Here is a 14,553-nt window from a genome sequence, read left to right as displayed (position 1 = left end):
GAAACCATCATGACTGAGCAAGAGCAAAACCCGGCTCCATTGACTGAAGATGAGGATATCAAGTTTCTCGCCGAGAACTCGGATCTTTCGCCGCTACAGGCACGGGAATTGATCGAACGTTTGGGACACCGTGACCGGCAGAAGCTTCTCGCAGAGGCCAAAAAGTTCAAGGCGGAGAGCTAGCGCAGCTTTCGGGAAGCGGCTGTCTGGAACAAGTTCGCGGTTCTGCGAGTTTACCCGAGCAGGTAATCTGACACGGAATGAGGAAGCCATGGCTATCCGCGCAAACTGGAAAGGCCAGTTGAAAGTCGAGCAGCTTTTGATGCCTGTCGGCCTTTATACGGCGGTATCAACCTCCGAGCGGGTTTCGTTCCATCTGGTCAATCGCAAAACGGGCAATCGTCTCAGCCGCGAATTTGTCGACAGCGATACAGGCAAAGCTGTTCCGCGCGAAGAGCAGATCAAGGGATATGAAATCTCTTCCGGTCGTTATGTGAGTTTCGATGATGATGAAATCCAGTCGGCCATCCCGGACAGCAACAAAACGTTGAACATCACCCATTTTGTCAAATGTGGTGATATCGATGATGTCTATCTGGACCGCCCCTATTATCTGGCGCCTGTTGATGATGACGAGGTCTTCTCGCTTTTTCGCGACGGCCTGAAAGCTGAAAACGTTGCGGCGGTTGCAGAGGCGGTGCTTTTCCGCCGCGCGCGCAAAATTCTTATCCGGGCGGAGGGCGATGGATTGATCGCAACGACGCTTAATTTTGATTATGAAGTTCGTTCTGCGAACGAAGCATTTTCAAATCTCGAAGCATTCAAATTCGACCGGGAAATGCTCGATCTGGCCAAGCATATCATCGACACCAAGATGGGCCGTTTCGATCCCTCAAGCTTCGACGACCGTTATGACGCGGCGCTTGCCGAGCTAATAAAAGCGAAGATCGAAGGCAAGCCGCTCAAAAAGCCTGCCGCTCCAAAGACTGCTGACGTGATCGATCTGAAGGAAGCCTTGCGTAAGAGCGCAGCCATGAGCGCGCCGAAGAAAAAACCGGCGAAAACTGCGACAAGCAAAGCGAAGCCCCGAAAGGCCGGATGATGGGACAGCCGCTTGAAACCTATAACAAGAAACGCGACTTCAGCCTGACGAAAGAGCCGCGCGGCAAGGCGGGGCGGAGCAAGGGCGACCTTTTTGTGGTGCAGAAACACGACGCGCGCCGGTTGCACTATGATTTCAGGCTCGAAATGGACGGCGTGTTGAAAAGCTGGGCGGTCACGCGTGGACCAAGTCTGGTGCCCGGTGAAAAGCGTCTGGCTGTCCATGTGGAGGATCATCCTCTCGAATATGCCGGTTTTGAAGGCGCAATCCCCAAGGGCGAATATGGCGGCGGCACAGTCATTGTCTGGGACAATGGGCAGTGGAAGCCAATCGGCGATCCACACAAACAGTACAATAATGGGCACATGGAATTCGAACTGGATGGCGAAAAGCTCAAGGGCCGTTGGCATCTCGTTCGAATGCATGGAAAGCCCGGTGAAAAGCGCGAAAACTGGCTGCTCATAAAGGGGGAGGATGAGTTTGCGCGGGAGGCAAACGATCCGGATATTCTCGAGGAAGAACCGCAATCGGTAAAAACCGGGCGGGTTATTGCCGAGGTGGAAGATGAAGCGCCGGGCTGGTCATCCAAAACCGGGCCTATCGCTAAAACCCGCGTTGCCAAAGAAAAGGCGCAACCTCTGCCGAAGCTCGCCAAAAAGGCTGCGATGCCGCAGTTCATCGAACCGCAATTGGCGACGTTGGTATCCGCTGCTCCAGAAGGGAGCCGCTGGATTCACGAAATCAAGTTTGATGGCTATCGTATTCAAGCGCACGTTTTAAACGGCAATGTCGTGCTTTATTCGCGCAGTGGGCTGGATTGGACCGAAAAATTCGGCCAAGCGATCACAAAAGATATTCTGGCGACCGGCGTCGACAATGCCATTTTGGACGGCGAAATTGTGGTGGAAAGCGGCGCGGGCTTGTCGGATTTTTCCGCGTTGCAAAGCGATTTGAGCGAGGGGCGTTCGGATCGCTTCGCCTATTATCTCTTTGATCTCCTCTATTTTAATGGCAACGATCTGCGTCAGGTGCCGTTGGTCGAGCGCAAGGCGCTGCTGGCAAAGCTTATCTCCCCTTCGATGGCCACATTACGCTATAGCGAGGCTTTTGATGCCGACGGGGAAGCTGTGTTGAACAATGCCTGCGGTCTGGGGCTGGAAGGCATTGTCTCGAAGCTGAGCGAGGGCCTTTATAGTTCGGGACGCAGCAAAGACTGGCGCAAATCGAAATGCATCGGACGACAGGAATTTGTCATTGCCGGCTTTGTACCTTCCAGCGCAACGCGCGATGCAATCGGTTCGCTTTTGCTGGGCGTTCAGGAAAAGAAAGGTCTCGTTTCGGTCGGGAGGGTCGGAACCGGATTTTCGGTCAAACTGGCCAAAGATCTTTATAAAAAGCTCAACGCGATGCGTCAGGAGAAAAGCCCCTTTGCCACGACGCTGACAGCTGAAGAAAAGCGCGGCGCGATATTCGTCAAACCGCAGCTCGTCGCAGAGATCGAGTTTCGCGCATGGACCGCAGACAGGAGATTGCGCCACGCGTCTTTCCGCGGCTTGCGGGACGACAAGGCCGCGAAGGAGGTCATCTTGGAGAAAAGTGCCATGCCAGCCCGGCCCGAAAAAGCAGCTCCCGAAGAAGCCGATGTGAAGCTCACCCACCCGGACCGTGTATACTGGCCGAAAGAGGGTATCACCAAACAGGGATTGGCGGATTATTACGCCGAGGTCTGGCCGCGCATTGAGCCGTTTATCATCAATCGGCCACTGGCTTTGCTGCGCTGTCCCACAGGCATCGACGGCCAGCACTTCTTCCAGAAACACGCGTGGAAGGGTCTGAACGAACATATTGTTGAGGTTGATGATCCGTCTGAGAAGGATGAAGAACCGTACATAGCAATCAAGGATTTCGACGGTCTGATCGGGCTGGTGCAGGCCGCCACGCTGGAAATACATCCATGGGGATCGACCCTTAAAAACTGGGAACTGCCAGATATATTGACCATGGATCTTGATCCCGGAGACGGTGTGGCCTGGGAGCGCGTCGTCGAAGGCGCTTTTGAAACAAAGGAGCGGCTTGAGAAACACGGCCTCACCACTTTTGTAAAAACGTCGGGCGGCAAGGGGCTGCATGTCGTTGTGCCGTTAAAACCGAAGGCCGACTGGGAAAGTCTGAAGGCTTTCACCAAGGCAATCGCCGACGAGATGGCGGCGGATAATCCTGATCGCTACGTATCAACCATTTCCAAAGCCAAACGCAAAGGCAAAATCCTCATTGATTACTTGCGCAATCAACGCGGTATGACTGCGGTTGCGCCATACTCGCCTCGCGCTCGTCCGGGTGCAGCGGTTTCCATGCCGCTCGCATGGAATGAAGTAAGCCCGGCAATCGGTCCGACCCATTTCACCATAGTGAACACGCCGACGCGGCTTGCGGCTTTAAAGAACGATCCTTGGGAGGATTTCCGCAAAGCGGCAAAACCTTTGCCGAAGTGGTAAGAGAACGCGCCAAAATAAGCAGTTAGCGCTGTTTTTTCTCGTTGGCGAGACTTTTGCGCAAAGCATCCATGATGTTGATAACATTGCCGCTGGTCGGCGGGGGCGTGGCGCTGGATTTGGCCTTTGCGGGTGCTTTTGTTTTCTTCTTCTTGGCGGCTATCATCGATTTCAGATTCCTCTGAACCGGGTCCTTCAGCAAATCCGGATTCCAGTCTTCCGTCTTGTCCTTGATCAGCTTACGAACCATGGAAAACAGCTTTTTATCGGGCTTTTCGCCCCCGATATTTGAAAAATAATCCTCAGGTTTTCGCACTTCATCGCCGAAATGCAAGGTCCATAAGACAATACCTGGACCACGTGGCTCCAGAAGGACGGCTCGTTCGCGCCGGTACATTACCAGTCGCGCCAAGCCGCAGACGCCGCTTTTGTCCATCGCTTCCCGAATGACTGCAAAGGCTTCCTGCCCAACCTTGTCAGCGGGTGAGAGATAATGGGGCTTGTCGTACCAGATCCAACCGATGCTATCGCGTTCTACGAATTTATCGATATCGATGGTGCGTGTGCTTTCGAGGGCCACCGCTTCCAGCTCATCATCTTCAAGGAGGATATAGTCGCCTTCCGCTTTCTCAAAGCCCTTGATCTCGTCCTGATCGCGCACAGGCTTGTGCGTCACTGAATCGACATAGCGGCTGATGACCCGATTGCCTGTTTTGGCGTTGAGCGTGTGAAAGCGCACTTTCTCGCTGTCGCTGGTCGCCGGCATTAACTCGACGGCACAAGTGACGAGCGACAGTTTCAGATAGCCTTTCCAGAATGCGTGCGGCACCGTTTCATCCCCTTTCAGGTGGAGGATAACCAATTGAAGGCTGGAAGGTTCCGGTTCAGGGCCGCGCTGGAACCTGTTAGGCGTTTGGGTGGTTATCAGCGAAGGAGATTCCGCCACAGCCATTTCGGGGAAGCACCATTGCTCGAAAAATCGCCGATCCCGCATCGCCTGATCCATGTCACTGATACCGAGCCGGGCCTAAAGCGCATTCGTTGCGGCACGGGCTTTCGTTATCTCGATTGCCATCGACATGCGGTCAGTGCGGGGGAAAAGGTGCGGATAGCGGCCTTGGCCATTCCGCCCGCATGGAAGGACGTCTGGATATGTCTCGACCAGCATGGCCACATACAGGCTACAGGCCGCGACGCACGCGGCAGGAAGCAGTATATCTATCATCCTGCGTGGATGGCAGAGCGCGGACAGAGCAAGTTTTCAAGCTTGCAGGCTTTTGGTCAGAAGCTCAGCGGTCTCCGGCAAAAGATCGACGCAGACATACGGCGACGTTCCCTCGGTCGGGAAAAGGTGGTCTCAACCGTCATCTGGATGATGGACAGACTGTTGCTGCGCGTTGGCAACCCTAACTATGCGCGGGAGAACAACAGTTTTGGCATCACCACCTTGCGCAATCGCCATGTCAAGGACGACGGAGCAGGCTTGCGTCTGGTTTTCACGGGCAAGTCGGGCAAGAGCTGGAACCTGAAACTGTCCGACAGGCGGATTGCACGGATTGTGCGGTCAGTACAGGAGCTGCCGGGGCAGCAACTGTTCCAATATATCGATGACGAGGGAGCCCGGCGCGCCGTTTGCTCGCAGGATATCAACGATTATCTGCGAGACGCCATGGGGGCAGAATTTACCTCCAAGCATTTTCGCACCTGGGCTGCGACCGCAGAGGCAGTTGAAGCACTCTGCTCGACGGAATTACCTGAAAGCGAAGCGGCCAGAAAGCGCGTGCTCAATCAAGTGATTGACGGTATCGCTCAATCGCTTGGCAATACGCGTGCGGTTTGCCGCAGCGCCTATATTCATCCGGGCGTTATCGAGCATTGGGAGCGGGGAACGCTGGCTGGCGAAGTGGAGGCCGCCGGAGCGAACCGGCTTGTGGCGCCTCGGCTGAGCAAAGCCGAACGCAATACGCTGAAATGGCTGATGGCGAATGCCTGAATAACGGAACTATTTCTCCCGCATCTGGTTAGTCATGAACTGACAAGGAAGGACGCAATTATGAAAACGGCCAAGTTTCTGCTCGGAATTTCAGGGCTAGCACTGGGATTTGCTCTGGCAAGGGCAGCATCGCCGCAAGTGCCCAAAGGCGTTGTGCCGGTGAAACCGTTCGATCTTTCCCGCTATCTTGGAAAATGGTTTGAGCTTGGCCGTATTGAAAACCGCTTCGAACGCGGTCTCACGCGCACAACGGCGGAATATTCTCTGAACGCTGATGGAACCGTCCGCGTCGTCAATAGCGGGTTTGATCCATGGAAAGGTCGTTCGACAAGTGCGACCGGTACTGCAAAATTTGTAGGCGCGTCCGACGAAGGTGCGTTGAAAGTGTCCTTCTTCGGCCCATTTTATGGCGGCTATAACATTGTTGATCTCGATGAGAATTACGAGTGGGCGATCATCGTCGGGTCAAGCCGCAACTATTTCTGGGTGCTTTCCCGATCCACAGTTCTCACCGAGGAACTGAAGGCCCGTGCGGTAGCCGTGGCGTTGCTTCTGGGGATTAATCCCGACGCGATCCACTGGATACCGCAGGAGAAGCCGCTGTAGAGGCCACTCATTCCACAGGATGATTTGCCATCTCCCTGCAGGATGCGGCGCAGCGTTGGCAAGCCGCCACACATTCTTCCATACCATCCAGCGCGCGACAGCTTTCCGCGCAGTCGTCGCATATCCGGGCGCAGAGCCTGCATAGCTCATTGTGGATGGGGCTCTTAAGCATCATCACGTGCGCCGCAGTACGACAAAGTTCGGCGCAGCCCAGCATGGTTCTGAAATGTTTTGGTTCGACATGTGCGCCTCCACGTTCCAGACAATGGTCGGACGCCATTTCGGTGCAGATGCGATAGCAGTCGAGACAGGCGGTGATGCATTCAGTCTGCTTTGCGTCGTGCATTTTCCCGTTCCTCCTTTGACATGTTCGAACCCCAAATCATGAAATGGCGTTATTGTTTCAAATGGAACAGAAGCGTATTTTTGCGGTTATGCATCGGGATGCTCCAGGAGGAGAGCCGATGGCTAGTGGAAAATGGAAAAAGCGAATCCGTCGGGCCAAGGCTGGCCACGAGCTGGAGCAGGCGGCAGCACTTCCCTATCGGTTTGAAAATGGCCACCTCAAGATCATGCTGGTCACGTCGCGCAGCACACATCGCTTCACCTTGCCGAAAGGCTGGCCGATGAAAAAGCGCAGTCTCGCCGACGCTGCACGTATTGAAGCCCTCGAAGAAGCGGGGATTGAAGGAAAAGTCAGCCGTTCTACGATCGGCCACTATCTGTATTGGAAGCGCCTGAAAAGAGTTTTCATCCCGGTTAAGGTGAGGGTCTATCCGTTGCATGTTCAATGCGAAAACGCCCGTTGGCCAGAACAGAAGCAGCGCCAGCGCAAATGGCTTTCGCCGGATGAGGCGGGTCTGCTGGTGGACGAGCCGCAATTGATAAGCCTCATTGCGTCCCTCGATACCGATCATCGAGCCTAATTTTGTGGGAACATAAACTGCGCTTGTCGGTTAGGTGCCGGTCTGAGCCCGAAAAACTGGCCCAAAGGAGAACGAGATGGACGATCATCATATCCCCAAGCAACTCCGACAAGAGCATAGAAAGGCATCAACAATGCCTGATAAGACTTCAGAAAAGTCGAAGGACCAGAAGGCTACCGACCGTCCGAAGGACCGCGGTGACAAGGAGCATTGGCTCTACGCGCAACGCGTGCCAGACAAATGAGAACGCTCCTTCTATTGGCCATCGGTGTGGTGTTGCTTCTGGTGGTAGGGTCTCTCTTTTATCCTTCCACCGATGACGATGCTGGAACGCAGCCTTCGCCCCATTCTTTACAGACAGATCCTCCCGATTGAAGCGCCCGCTTAAAGCGGGCGCTTTCTTTTAGAGGATTGGCTTTCCGCCCGTGACTGCAATGGTTGCGCCTGACGTATAGCTCGATAGTGGATCTGCCAGCATGACATAGGCGGAGGCAAGTTCCGCAGGCTGGGCGGGTCGTTTCATCGGCGTCTGTTTGCCGAATGATGCAACAGCCTCTTCCGGCAATGTGGAAGGGATCAGGGGCGTCCAGACCGGCCCCGGCGCAACCGCATTGGCGCGAATGCCTTTTTCAGCCAGCAATTGCGCAAGGCCAGCAGTGAAATTCTGGATGGCGCCCTTTGTCGTTGCATAAGCCAGCAAGGTCGGGTTGGGCATGTCCGAATTGATCGAAGCCGTGTTGATGATCGCGGATCCCGGTTTCATATGAGGCAGGGCGGCCTTTGTCAGATAGAACATTGCATGGATGTTCACACGGAAGGTCAGATCCCATTCTTCATCGCTGATATCTTCCAACGCGTTAAAACTGGCCTGATGCGCGGCATTATTGACCAGGATATCGATCTGCCCAAATTCTTTGGCGGCGCGCTCTGCAATTTCCCGGCAGGTCTGGGAACGCTGAATATCGCATTTCATCAAAACGGCCTTGCGGCCCTCTGCCTCGATCAGCGACCGCGTTTCAAGCGCATCGGCCTCTTCCTGAAGATAGGCGATCAGAACATCAGCACCTTCTCGTGCAAAGGCGATAGCTACGGCGCGTCCGATCCCGCTATCGCCGCCCGTGATGATGGCTTTTCGTCCTTCCAACTTGCCGGAACCCTTGTAGCTTGCTTCGCCATGATCAGGCTTGGGATTCATCTTTTCCGTCAAGCCTGGCATGGCCTGATGCGGCGTATCGAAGGGAGGGGTGGGATATTGTTTATTCATAAAGGGTTGTCCTTCCTCAGCATTATTATCGCTTCGGATCTAACCACCGGAATCCTCCGGTGTTCCCATCATGTGGCGTAGAATGTGTCCGTGACGTTCGGGACTACTGTTCCAGACCGCGACGACGAAAAAGAGCTTCGGCAATGACCGACAGATCATTGTCACGATTACTCAGCACGAAGCCGGTAAAGCCCTTGTTATCACTCGCCGGATTCATGGACAGGGCGAAAATGAACGGCGTCGATCGCGTTTCAAGCGCATCGACAAGCGGCAATACAGTTGCCGGCTCCAGCGCCACATCAAGTATAGCGGCGTCGACTTCTTCGTTTTGGAGAAAATGGAGCGCTTGCTCGGTCGTGTTGACGGGGCCAAGAATTACAGCACCAATCGCACCAAGTTTGCGACCGGTTTCCTCCGAAAGAAGAAAACTGTCTTCGAAAACGAGAATGCGCTTGCCCGAAAATGAATACATGGCCCTATCATTTAGACTTATCATAACAAGTAGTTAGTTAGTCATGTCCGAAGGCAAAACGCAAGATATCGGGCGATGGTTTTGCGCTTCAATCAAAACGCTATGAATAGGCAGTTCGACAGTTTTTCGTTCATCAACTATCGACGATATCGTGCAGCTTATGGCGGGCGCGATGCAGACGGCTTTTCACTGTACCAATCGAACAAGCGCAAATTTCAGCTGTACGTTCATAGCTTTTACCTTCCAGCACCACCAGCGAAAGCACACGGCGATATTTCTGTGGCAAGGTTTCAAGCGCGATCTGCACATCATGTGCTTCGAGCGTATATTCCTGTGAAGCACCGACGCTTGCGGTCGGCGATATACATTCGGCAACACCGGGCGCTTCTCGCTTTTGCAACCGGATGCGGGTGCAAAATGTGTTGCGCATAATGGTGAAAAGCCAGGATTTCAGCGGGGAATAAGGGATATATTTCTCCCGGTTTGCTAGGGCTTTAACGAGCGTTTCCTGTACGAGATCTTCGGCATCTTCCCGTTGGCTATAAAAAGTGCGCGCAAATGCGCGCAATGCCGGGATCATATCAACAAGCTCGTCCGGTTCCAACGTGTAGTCGGAATGGAGGGGGCAAGACATCAGTCTGACCTTTCCGAACCACGGTTCGGTTTGAGTGTGGGGCGGCTTATGCCGCCCCTTTTTTGTCACGAGTTCTTGTGGCTTTGCTGCCCCGCCTTCACATGCTTCTCGTGTGAGCCGCCGCGTGAGGAAGACTGCTGATTATTGCCACCGCTAGCCTGCTTGCCGTCGTTCTTATGGCTTTGCTGACCAGCCTTGACATGTTGTTCGTGGGTGCCACCCTGGGTATGGCTTGGTGTATGACTCTGGGCCATTATCTTTCCTTCCGGTGGGTTTCATGCTTTCCAAGGTATCTGTCGCGCGTGACATAAGCCTAACCCGACCGGCGCGCCGATGTTCCGCGCTATTGGTGTAACAAACTTCACGTTTGTCCAGAGTCCGGATTAATTGGCAAAATCCGCAGCCATCGCGAGCTCTTTGAGGAACAAGGCGCGTTCTTTCTCGAAATCCGGTCGGCTTCGTAGCCGCAGCAGGTAAGAAGGGTGGATGGTGGCGAGCAATTGGGTATTCTCACCGTAAGCGAGCAACCGCCCGCGCATGTCCGCTATCCGAACTGTCTTCTCCAACAGGGATTGCACGGCGGTCGCTCCCAGCGCCACAATAAGTTGCGGGTGGACCAGTTCGATCTCCTGCTCGAGCCACCAGCGACACGCCTCTATATGGCTGGTCGAAGGGCGCTGATGGAGCCTTTTCTTGCCCCGCTGAATATGTCGGAAATGTTTGACCGCGTTGGTGAGATAGCAACGATCGCGTGAAAGGCCTGCTTCCGCGAGGCAGCGTTCAAACATCTGCCCTGCCGGACCGATCAAGGGGCGCCCCCCTTGATCCTCCTTATCTCCCGGCTGTTCTGCAACGAACATGATACCGGCTCCCACCGGCCCTTCGCCAAAGACTGTTTGCGTCGCATTTTTGTATAGCTCGCAACGCCGACAGCTAAGCGCTTCATGCCGAACGGAGGCCAGGGTAGCCTCCGTAATTTTTGTCGCCGGGCGTGTCATTGCGCCCCCGTTGCAGAAGCAGGAGGTTTCGATTCCGTGGATGCGGGCGGCTTGCTGTTGTCATCCATGAAACCCCTGCCGGGGGTCAACTGGCCGTAAAATTCGACCGCTGCCCAGACAATCATCGCCAGCACCAGACTGACAATAAGGATCAGGAAAATCCGGCTTCCCTTCCGGCCTTGCCGGGCATCCTTGGGAGTAACCTCCTTCATGCTGGCTGCTCCACTTCTAAATTATGTCCATCGGCGGCGTTCTTGCTCGATCTGGTCGGATGTGTATGGCGCGCCAGAAGCGCTGAATCCTTCCCAACCTTCATCGACATAAGCATTGCGCCGTTTCCGGATGTCCACACGCGCCCACTCGTCGAAAATCGCTTCCACTTTCGGACGGTCCTCTTCGTCGCACCGAACGACGACCAGCGTGCTGCCCCGGCGGATCGCTTCGGAATAGGCTTGCGCTTCTTCCTCCGGAATGCCGCTTTCCATCAGCGCGCCAACGATACCGCCTGCAACACCGCCTGCGGCGGCACCACCGACCAGCCCGACGAGGGTGGCTGTGAGCCAGCCGCCAGCAACGACGGGCCCGACACCGGGAATTGCAAGCAGTCCCAGCCCCGTCAGCAGTCCGGCTCCACCACCCGCAACAGCTCCGACACCAGCGCCAGTTTCCACCCCGGCAATGGTGGATTGATCTTCTCTGACAGCATCATCGGCATATTGGCCGTTGGTATTGTTGGATATCAGGCTGATATCGTCAGCTGAAATACCTGCTTCTTGCAGTGCCCGGACAGCGTCGAGCGCTTCGTCATGATTATCGAAAAGACCGGTGACATGTACCATTGTCATCTCCTTCGTTCGGTTAGGGCTGCGTTATTATTGCGTGGTTACATTGCCCTGAAAGTCGAGCTGAACTTTAAAGGGCTGTCCATCACGCGCCGCTTCGGCGCGCCAGATGCCATCTTCGCCCAGTTTGAGGTTCATGATGTTGGTGTAACCTGCGTCGGTGAAACGCTGCTTTGCCTGCTCTTCGGTGAAACTGTTCTTGCCCGGAACGGGTGCGTTCGGATTGGTCTCGCCTGGCGTTGTAACCGCAGGGGTTTGCGGCTCATCAGAGGGCGCCGTTTGGGCGAAGGCAGTGGTGGCAATAAGAACAAAAGCAGCGGCTGCTGGATATCGGACTGAGCTTTTCATGGAATTCCTCCCTTCATCGTGAGAGGTGTCCTAACCAGCGAGAGGCTAGGATGTTCCACTGCCTTGTGTTTTGATCCAACAGAGTTGGATAATGGCCGTAAGTTTCTGCTTTTACGCTGTATTCTAACGGGCGCCGAGAACCATTTCCCTGATCCAACGTGTCAGAAGATGGTTATAAGTCTTCTGGTGAACAGCGTCCTCAAGAGCGTGGTCTGCACCATCCAGCATACGCAGGGTCAGTGAATGAGAATGGATGAAAGCGCTTTGATAACTGGCGATGGTTGGATGAGGTACAATTGTATCGTGTTCGGACTCAACGAGCAGGACGTCCCCGCGAAACTCCCGTGCCTGACGGAGCGCCCGATTGTCCTCCGCTCCGACCAACGCCGAGCGATAGGATTGGAGATCAACCCTATCGAGTTGCGCTTTCGGCAATTGCCAATAACTGTCGCGATAAAGGGCAGGGGCTCTGAGAGCCAACCACCTGACGGGCCGAAATTCCGTCAATAGCGTCGCCAGATAACCGCCATAGCTGCTTCCGACGACGACAATCGAACCATCCTCGACGATCTTTAAGCTTGCCAGCCGGTCATAGGCGGCAATGACATCATCGAGATTCTCTCCGCGCGTTACGGTCTTGTTGCTGGTGACTGTATGTCCGTGACCGCGCATGTCGAATGTCAGGCAAACGCAACCGAGTTCCGAAATTGATTTAGCCCGTTCGATATCGCGTTCCTGATTCCCAGCCCAGCCGTGGAGAAACAAAACGCCTGGAATGGTTGTGTCCGGTGAGATGACCGTGGCGTCCAGTTGGACTGGGTCTACATCAATGGTGGTAGCATTACGGATCATGATAGAGTTTCTCTATTCGTGCATATTTATAGAGCGGCTGGCCGATATCGTCCTCGCCTGCATACACAACAAAATCATCGGCTGCGAACCGCGGTTCTGCACCGTAAGTCTCGCGTGCGGCAACCTTCAAGGCGCTGACGGAACTGTCCGCAGTCATCGCCTCCAGAGCGAGGATTTCCGCAGGAGAAGCCCCGCCCACTCGCCATGATTGCTCTAGCACTCCGCAACAAAAGCCATCTTCCGTCACGGGTCCGACCAGAACGTCATAGTTTTTACGCGAAGCGACGAGGCCGAAATGTTGCTCGGCTGCGGTATCGTAGCGTTGCGCGCCTTCGATAATTCGATGGGCGACAGGCATGCGCAGTCGAATTCGCAATGCATCCCAGCCGCCGCGTGCCACATAGAGCCGACTTCCCGCATAAACGGTCTCGCCGTTGAGGTCGCTCGCGGTATATTGGCGACCGAGATAGCTCATGGTCAGACCGGCAAGACTGACCTGCCCGACCGAATAGGTCGATGAGTTTTCAATATCTTCCTCAATTACCATTCCTCTAGCGATATCGCTTTCCGAAAGCGTTTGAAGAAACAGGTCCAGTTCGTGATTGTTTTGAAAGACACTTTGCTTTTTGCCGCCCGATGCATAGGGATCTTTCAATCGGATCTTTCGCTTGTCGAGAAGAAACGCACCCGCTTGCGCAGCATGGTCATGCGAGAAAACGGAGTAACCGGAGAGGGCAGAACCTTCCAGATCCTTCGCGAATTGGGGCATCCAGCCGGTCGGCAGAGCGTCTTCTTCGGTCCAGGCGGGGTGTGTCGCCAGTTTGGTCGTCATGAATTCCTGATCCACACAGCCACCCCAAAACTGATCGGCATCGAGTTCGGGGTGGCTTTGTCGGATAAGCGAGAAAGTCGGAACAAAGAATGTCCGGTCTGCGTCGTCGAAATGCTGCACAGTGGAACCGAGACGGATGCCCGTCAGTTTCGCCAACCGTTCAGCGATGGCCTCGACACTGGCAACATTATGCCGACTGTCGGAAGACTGGCTGACGACGCAAATTTTCTCGTAGCTGTCCATTAAACTCAGGCAGCTTCGGCGTGACGATTGGCTGACGTTTCAGCAAGCTGGGTCAGGTCCTTGTCGGTCTGGCCTTCTTCCTGCAAGGTTTGATCGAGCAGCTTGGCCACATCATTGTAGCCCAATGTTTGTGCCCAACGCTTCAGGGTGCCGTAACGGGTTATTTCATAGTGCTCAACCGCCTGTGCGGCAGAGATCAGGCCTGCATCCAGAGCGGGGGTCTCGGAAAATTCATCCATAATCTCTTCGCCCTCGGCAATGATACCCTCAATCGCTTCGCATGTTTTGCCCTGCGCGCGCTTTCCGAGAATCTCGAAACATTGCTGCAAGCGTTCGACATGCCCTTCCGTCTGCTCATAGTGTTTCATGAAAGCATTCTTGAGCTTTTCGTCTTCGGCGGCGCGCGCCATTTTCGGTAGCGCTTTCAATATCTTCCGCTCAGCATAGTAGATATCTTTCAGCGTATCGTAAAAGAGATCCTCAAGTGTGCGTTGCTTGGTTCTGGCCATTTCCAACTCTCCCTTTGGGGTTTCAGACGTTGATGCCGCTCCGTTCAGCGACAGGCCTGCCCAACCCATCAGGCCGCTAAATGTTTCATCGTCCTGATAATTCTTGCAGGTTGACGTTCAGGACTTGGATGCGTGGTTCGGCTTTCCCTTTTGCTTGGTGGAAGCCATTTTCTCGAGTTCCGTCTCGCTCATGGATTTTTCCATTTGCTTGGACGCGCCTTGCAAGCTGCTTTTGGCTTTGTCTCCGCGTTTTGCGGCGAGGGCCGCCCCGGCGGCCTGTTGCTGTGCTTTCGATTTTGCGGGCATGTCTTTTCCTCCGGCATCAATGCGCTCATTGGAATGGAGTGCTTGGTCCGCTACGCACAGACGCGAAGCGAAATAGCCCTACCAAACCGCGCGATACGGAGATTGTTCCAAAAGGAATGACGACAGATAGCCGA

General features: G+C 54.6%; 20 protein-coding genes. 6 read left to right on the top strand and 14 right to left on the bottom strand.

Annotated elements, in window-relative coordinates; all coding sequences use genetic code 11:
• Window positions 1-9 precede the first annotated feature (9 nt).
• The 3 genes from D8666_RS24275 to ligD all read left to right on the top strand — a co-directional run bounded on the left by D8666_RS24275 (window position 10) and on the right by ligD (window position 3,597).
• Entirely contained in the window at window positions 10-183 is a 174-nt protein-coding gene (locus tag D8666_RS24275; protein ID WP_167836116.1) for a hypothetical protein, read from the top strand.
• A gap of 88 nt (window positions 184-271) precedes the next feature.
• Window positions 272-1,102: a non-homologous end joining protein Ku gene (gene ku, locus D8666_RS18385; protein ID WP_121538938.1), complete on the top strand. Its 831-nt coding sequence runs from the start codon at window positions 272-274 to the stop codon at window positions 1,100-1,102.
• Window positions 1,102-3,597 (top strand): DNA ligase D, encoded by a 2,496-nt coding sequence (gene ligD, locus D8666_RS18380; protein ID WP_121538990.1) that lies wholly within the window; start codon window positions 1,102-1,104, stop codon window positions 3,595-3,597. Before ku (D8666_RS18385) ends, ligD begins: the two co-directional genes overlap by 1 nt.
• A gap of 22 nt (window positions 3,598-3,619) precedes the next feature.
• On the opposite strand, the gene ku (D8666_RS18375) is transcribed toward ligD, so the two are convergent.
• Window positions 3,620-4,423: a non-homologous end joining protein Ku gene (gene ku / locus D8666_RS18375; protein ID WP_109366411.1), complete on the bottom strand. Its 804-nt coding sequence runs from the start codon at window positions 4,421-4,423 to the stop codon at window positions 3,620-3,622.
• A gap of 138 nt (window positions 4,424-4,561) precedes the next feature.
• Here ku (D8666_RS18375) and D8666_RS18370 point away from each other — a divergent pair, with 138 nt between their 5' ends.
• Both D8666_RS18370 and D8666_RS18365 read left to right on the top strand, forming a co-directional pair.
• Window positions 4,562-5,587 carry a DNA topoisomerase IB gene (locus D8666_RS18370; protein ID WP_121538937.1) on the top strand — a complete coding sequence of 342 codons (1,026 nt, stop codon included), beginning with the start codon at window positions 4,562-4,564 and terminating at the stop codon, window positions 5,585-5,587.
• 60 nt (window positions 5,588-5,647) lie between these two features.
• Window positions 5,648-6,193: a lipocalin family protein gene (locus tag D8666_RS18365; RefSeq protein WP_109365895.1), complete on the top strand. Its 546-nt coding sequence runs from the start codon at window positions 5,648-5,650 to the stop codon at window positions 6,191-6,193.
• A gap of 7 nt (window positions 6,194-6,200) precedes the next feature.
• Here D8666_RS18365 and D8666_RS18360 read toward each other — a convergent pair whose 3' ends face one another.
• Window positions 6,201-6,539 (bottom strand): four-helix bundle copper-binding protein, encoded by a 339-nt coding sequence (locus D8666_RS18360; protein ID WP_121538936.1) that lies wholly within the window; start codon window positions 6,537-6,539, stop codon window positions 6,201-6,203.
• 61 nt (window positions 6,540-6,600) lie between these two features.
• On the opposite strand from D8666_RS18360, the gene D8666_RS18355 reads away from it, so the two are divergent.
• The gene (locus D8666_RS18355; RefSeq protein WP_235859008.1) at window positions 6,601-7,119 is read left to right on the top strand and encodes an NUDIX hydrolase; all 519 of its coding nucleotides are present in this window, start codon (window positions 6,601-6,603) and stop codon (window positions 7,117-7,119) included.
• A gap of 403 nt (window positions 7,120-7,522) precedes the next feature.
• On the opposite strand, the gene D8666_RS18350 is transcribed toward D8666_RS18355, so the two are convergent.
• The 12 genes from D8666_RS18350 to D8666_RS18295 all read right to left on the bottom strand — a co-directional run bounded on the left by D8666_RS18350 (window position 7,523) and on the right by D8666_RS18295 (window position 14,419).
• Window positions 7,523-8,383: an SDR family oxidoreductase gene (locus tag D8666_RS18350; protein WP_121538934.1), complete on the bottom strand. Its 861-nt coding sequence runs from the start codon at window positions 8,381-8,383 to the stop codon at window positions 7,523-7,525.
• Window positions 8,384-8,486: 103 nt separating this feature from the next.
• Window positions 8,487-8,855, bottom strand: a complete 369-nt coding sequence (locus D8666_RS18345) for a response regulator (RefSeq protein ID WP_235859007.1) — start codon at window positions 8,853-8,855, stop codon at window positions 8,487-8,489.
• Window positions 8,856-8,988: 133 nt separating this feature from the next.
• Window positions 8,989-9,489 (bottom strand): sigma-70 family RNA polymerase sigma factor, encoded by a 501-nt coding sequence (locus tag D8666_RS18340; protein WP_121538933.1) that lies wholly within the window; start codon window positions 9,487-9,489, stop codon window positions 8,989-8,991.
• 65 nt (window positions 9,490-9,554) lie between these two features.
• Window positions 9,555-9,743, bottom strand: a complete 189-nt coding sequence (locus D8666_RS18335) for a hypothetical protein (protein ID WP_121538932.1) — start codon at window positions 9,741-9,743, stop codon at window positions 9,555-9,557.
• A gap of 129 nt (window positions 9,744-9,872) precedes the next feature.
• Window positions 9,873-10,487: a UdgX family uracil-DNA binding protein gene (locus D8666_RS18330; RefSeq protein WP_121538931.1), complete on the bottom strand. Its 615-nt coding sequence runs from the start codon at window positions 10,485-10,487 to the stop codon at window positions 9,873-9,875.
• The gene (locus D8666_RS18325) at window positions 10,484-10,699 is read right to left on the bottom strand and encodes a hypothetical protein (RefSeq protein ID WP_109365903.1); all 216 of its coding nucleotides are present in this window, start codon (window positions 10,697-10,699) and stop codon (window positions 10,484-10,486) included. The genes D8666_RS18330 and D8666_RS18325 overlap by 4 nt, the downstream gene beginning before the upstream one ends.
• A gap of 21 nt (window positions 10,700-10,720) precedes the next feature.
• Window positions 10,721-11,326: a hypothetical protein gene (locus tag D8666_RS18320; RefSeq protein ID WP_121538930.1), complete on the bottom strand. Its 606-nt coding sequence runs from the start codon at window positions 11,324-11,326 to the stop codon at window positions 10,721-10,723.
• A 33-nt stretch (window positions 11,327-11,359) separates the two neighbouring features.
• Window positions 11,360-11,677, bottom strand: coding sequence for a PepSY domain-containing protein (locus D8666_RS18315; protein WP_121538929.1), 318 nt, complete (start codon window positions 11,675-11,677; stop codon window positions 11,360-11,362).
• Window positions 11,678-11,800: 123 nt separating this feature from the next.
• Window positions 11,801-12,529: an alpha/beta hydrolase family protein gene (locus D8666_RS18310; RefSeq protein ID WP_121538928.1), complete on the bottom strand. Its 729-nt coding sequence runs from the start codon at window positions 12,527-12,529 to the stop codon at window positions 11,801-11,803.
• A complete protein-coding gene (locus D8666_RS18305; protein WP_121538927.1) occupies window positions 12,519-13,604 on the bottom strand; it encodes a DUF3182 family protein in 1,086 nt (361 codons plus the stop codon). Before D8666_RS18305 ends, D8666_RS18310 begins: the two co-directional genes overlap by 11 nt.
• A gap of 5 nt (window positions 13,605-13,609) precedes the next feature.
• The gene (locus D8666_RS18300) at window positions 13,610-14,113 is read right to left on the bottom strand and encodes a YciE/YciF ferroxidase family protein (protein ID WP_109365908.1); all 504 of its coding nucleotides are present in this window, start codon (window positions 14,111-14,113) and stop codon (window positions 13,610-13,612) included.
• Between the two features lie 117 nt (window positions 14,114-14,230).
• Window positions 14,231-14,419: a DUF3008 family protein gene (locus tag D8666_RS18295; protein WP_121538926.1), complete on the bottom strand. Its 189-nt coding sequence runs from the start codon at window positions 14,417-14,419 to the stop codon at window positions 14,231-14,233.
• Window positions 14,420-14,553: the final 134 nt, after the last annotated feature.

The organism is Ochrobactrum soli (assembly GCF_003664555.1).
Lineage (GTDB): Bacteria > Pseudomonadota > Alphaproteobacteria > Rhizobiales > Rhizobiaceae > Brucella > Brucella teleogrylli.
This window is presented reverse-complemented; position numbering and strand designations above follow the sequence as displayed.

Excerpts from the sequence above, each read along its gene's own strand:
- D8666_RS18365 (WP_109365895.1), top strand. The coding sequence starts at position 5,648 with ATGAAAACGGCCAAGTTTCTGCTCGGAATTTCAGGGCTAGCACTGGGA.
- D8666_RS18295 (WP_121538926.1), bottom strand. The coding sequence starts at position 14,419 with ATGCCCGCAAAATCGAAAGCACAGCAACAGGCCGCCGGGGCGGCCCTC.
- ligD (WP_121538990.1), top strand. The coding sequence starts at position 1,102 with ATGGGACAGCCGCTTGAAACCTATAACAAGAAACGCGACTTCAGCCTG.
- D8666_RS18330 (WP_121538931.1), bottom strand. The coding sequence starts at position 10,487 with ATGACACGCCCGGCGACAAAAATTACGGAGGCTACCCTGGCCTCCGTT.
- D8666_RS18350 (WP_121538934.1), bottom strand. The coding sequence starts at position 8,383 with ATGAATAAACAATATCCCACCCCTCCCTTCGATACGCCGCATCAGGCC.
- D8666_RS18355 (WP_235859008.1), top strand. The coding sequence starts at position 6,601 with ATGGAACAGAAGCGTATTTTTGCGGTTATGCATCGGGATGCTCCAGGA.
- D8666_RS18305 (WP_121538927.1), bottom strand. The coding sequence starts at position 13,604 with ATGGACAGCTACGAGAAAATTTGCGTCGTCAGCCAGTCTTCCGACAGT.
- D8666_RS18335 (WP_121538932.1), bottom strand. The coding sequence starts at position 9,743 with ATGGCCCAGAGTCATACACCAAGCCATACCCAGGGTGGCACCCACGAA.
- D8666_RS18345 (WP_235859007.1), bottom strand. The coding sequence starts at position 8,855 with ATGTATTCATTTTCGGGCAAGCGCATTCTCGTTTTCGAAGACAGTTTT.
- D8666_RS18340 (WP_121538933.1), bottom strand. The coding sequence starts at position 9,489 with ATGTCTTGCCCCCTCCATTCCGACTACACGTTGGAACCGGACGAGCTT.
- D8666_RS18360 (WP_121538936.1), bottom strand. The coding sequence starts at position 6,539 with ATGCACGACGCAAAGCAGACTGAATGCATCACCGCCTGTCTCGACTGC.
- D8666_RS24275 (WP_167836116.1), top strand. The coding sequence starts at position 10 with ATGACTGAGCAAGAGCAAAACCCGGCTCCATTGACTGAAGATGAGGAT.
- D8666_RS18320 (WP_121538930.1), bottom strand. The coding sequence starts at position 11,326 with ATGGTACATGTCACCGGTCTTTTCGATAATCATGACGAAGCGCTCGAC.
- D8666_RS18325 (WP_109365903.1), bottom strand. The coding sequence starts at position 10,699 with ATGAAGGAGGTTACTCCCAAGGATGCCCGGCAAGGCCGGAAGGGAAGC.
- D8666_RS18315 (WP_121538929.1), bottom strand. The coding sequence starts at position 11,677 with ATGAAAAGCTCAGTCCGATATCCAGCAGCCGCTGCTTTTGTTCTTATT.
- D8666_RS18310 (WP_121538928.1), bottom strand. The coding sequence starts at position 12,529 with ATGATCCGTAATGCTACCACCATTGATGTAGACCCAGTCCAACTGGAC.
- D8666_RS18300 (WP_109365908.1), bottom strand. The coding sequence starts at position 14,113 with ATGGCCAGAACCAAGCAACGCACACTTGAGGATCTCTTTTACGATACG.
- ku (WP_121538938.1), top strand. The coding sequence starts at position 272 with ATGGCTATCCGCGCAAACTGGAAAGGCCAGTTGAAAGTCGAGCAGCTT.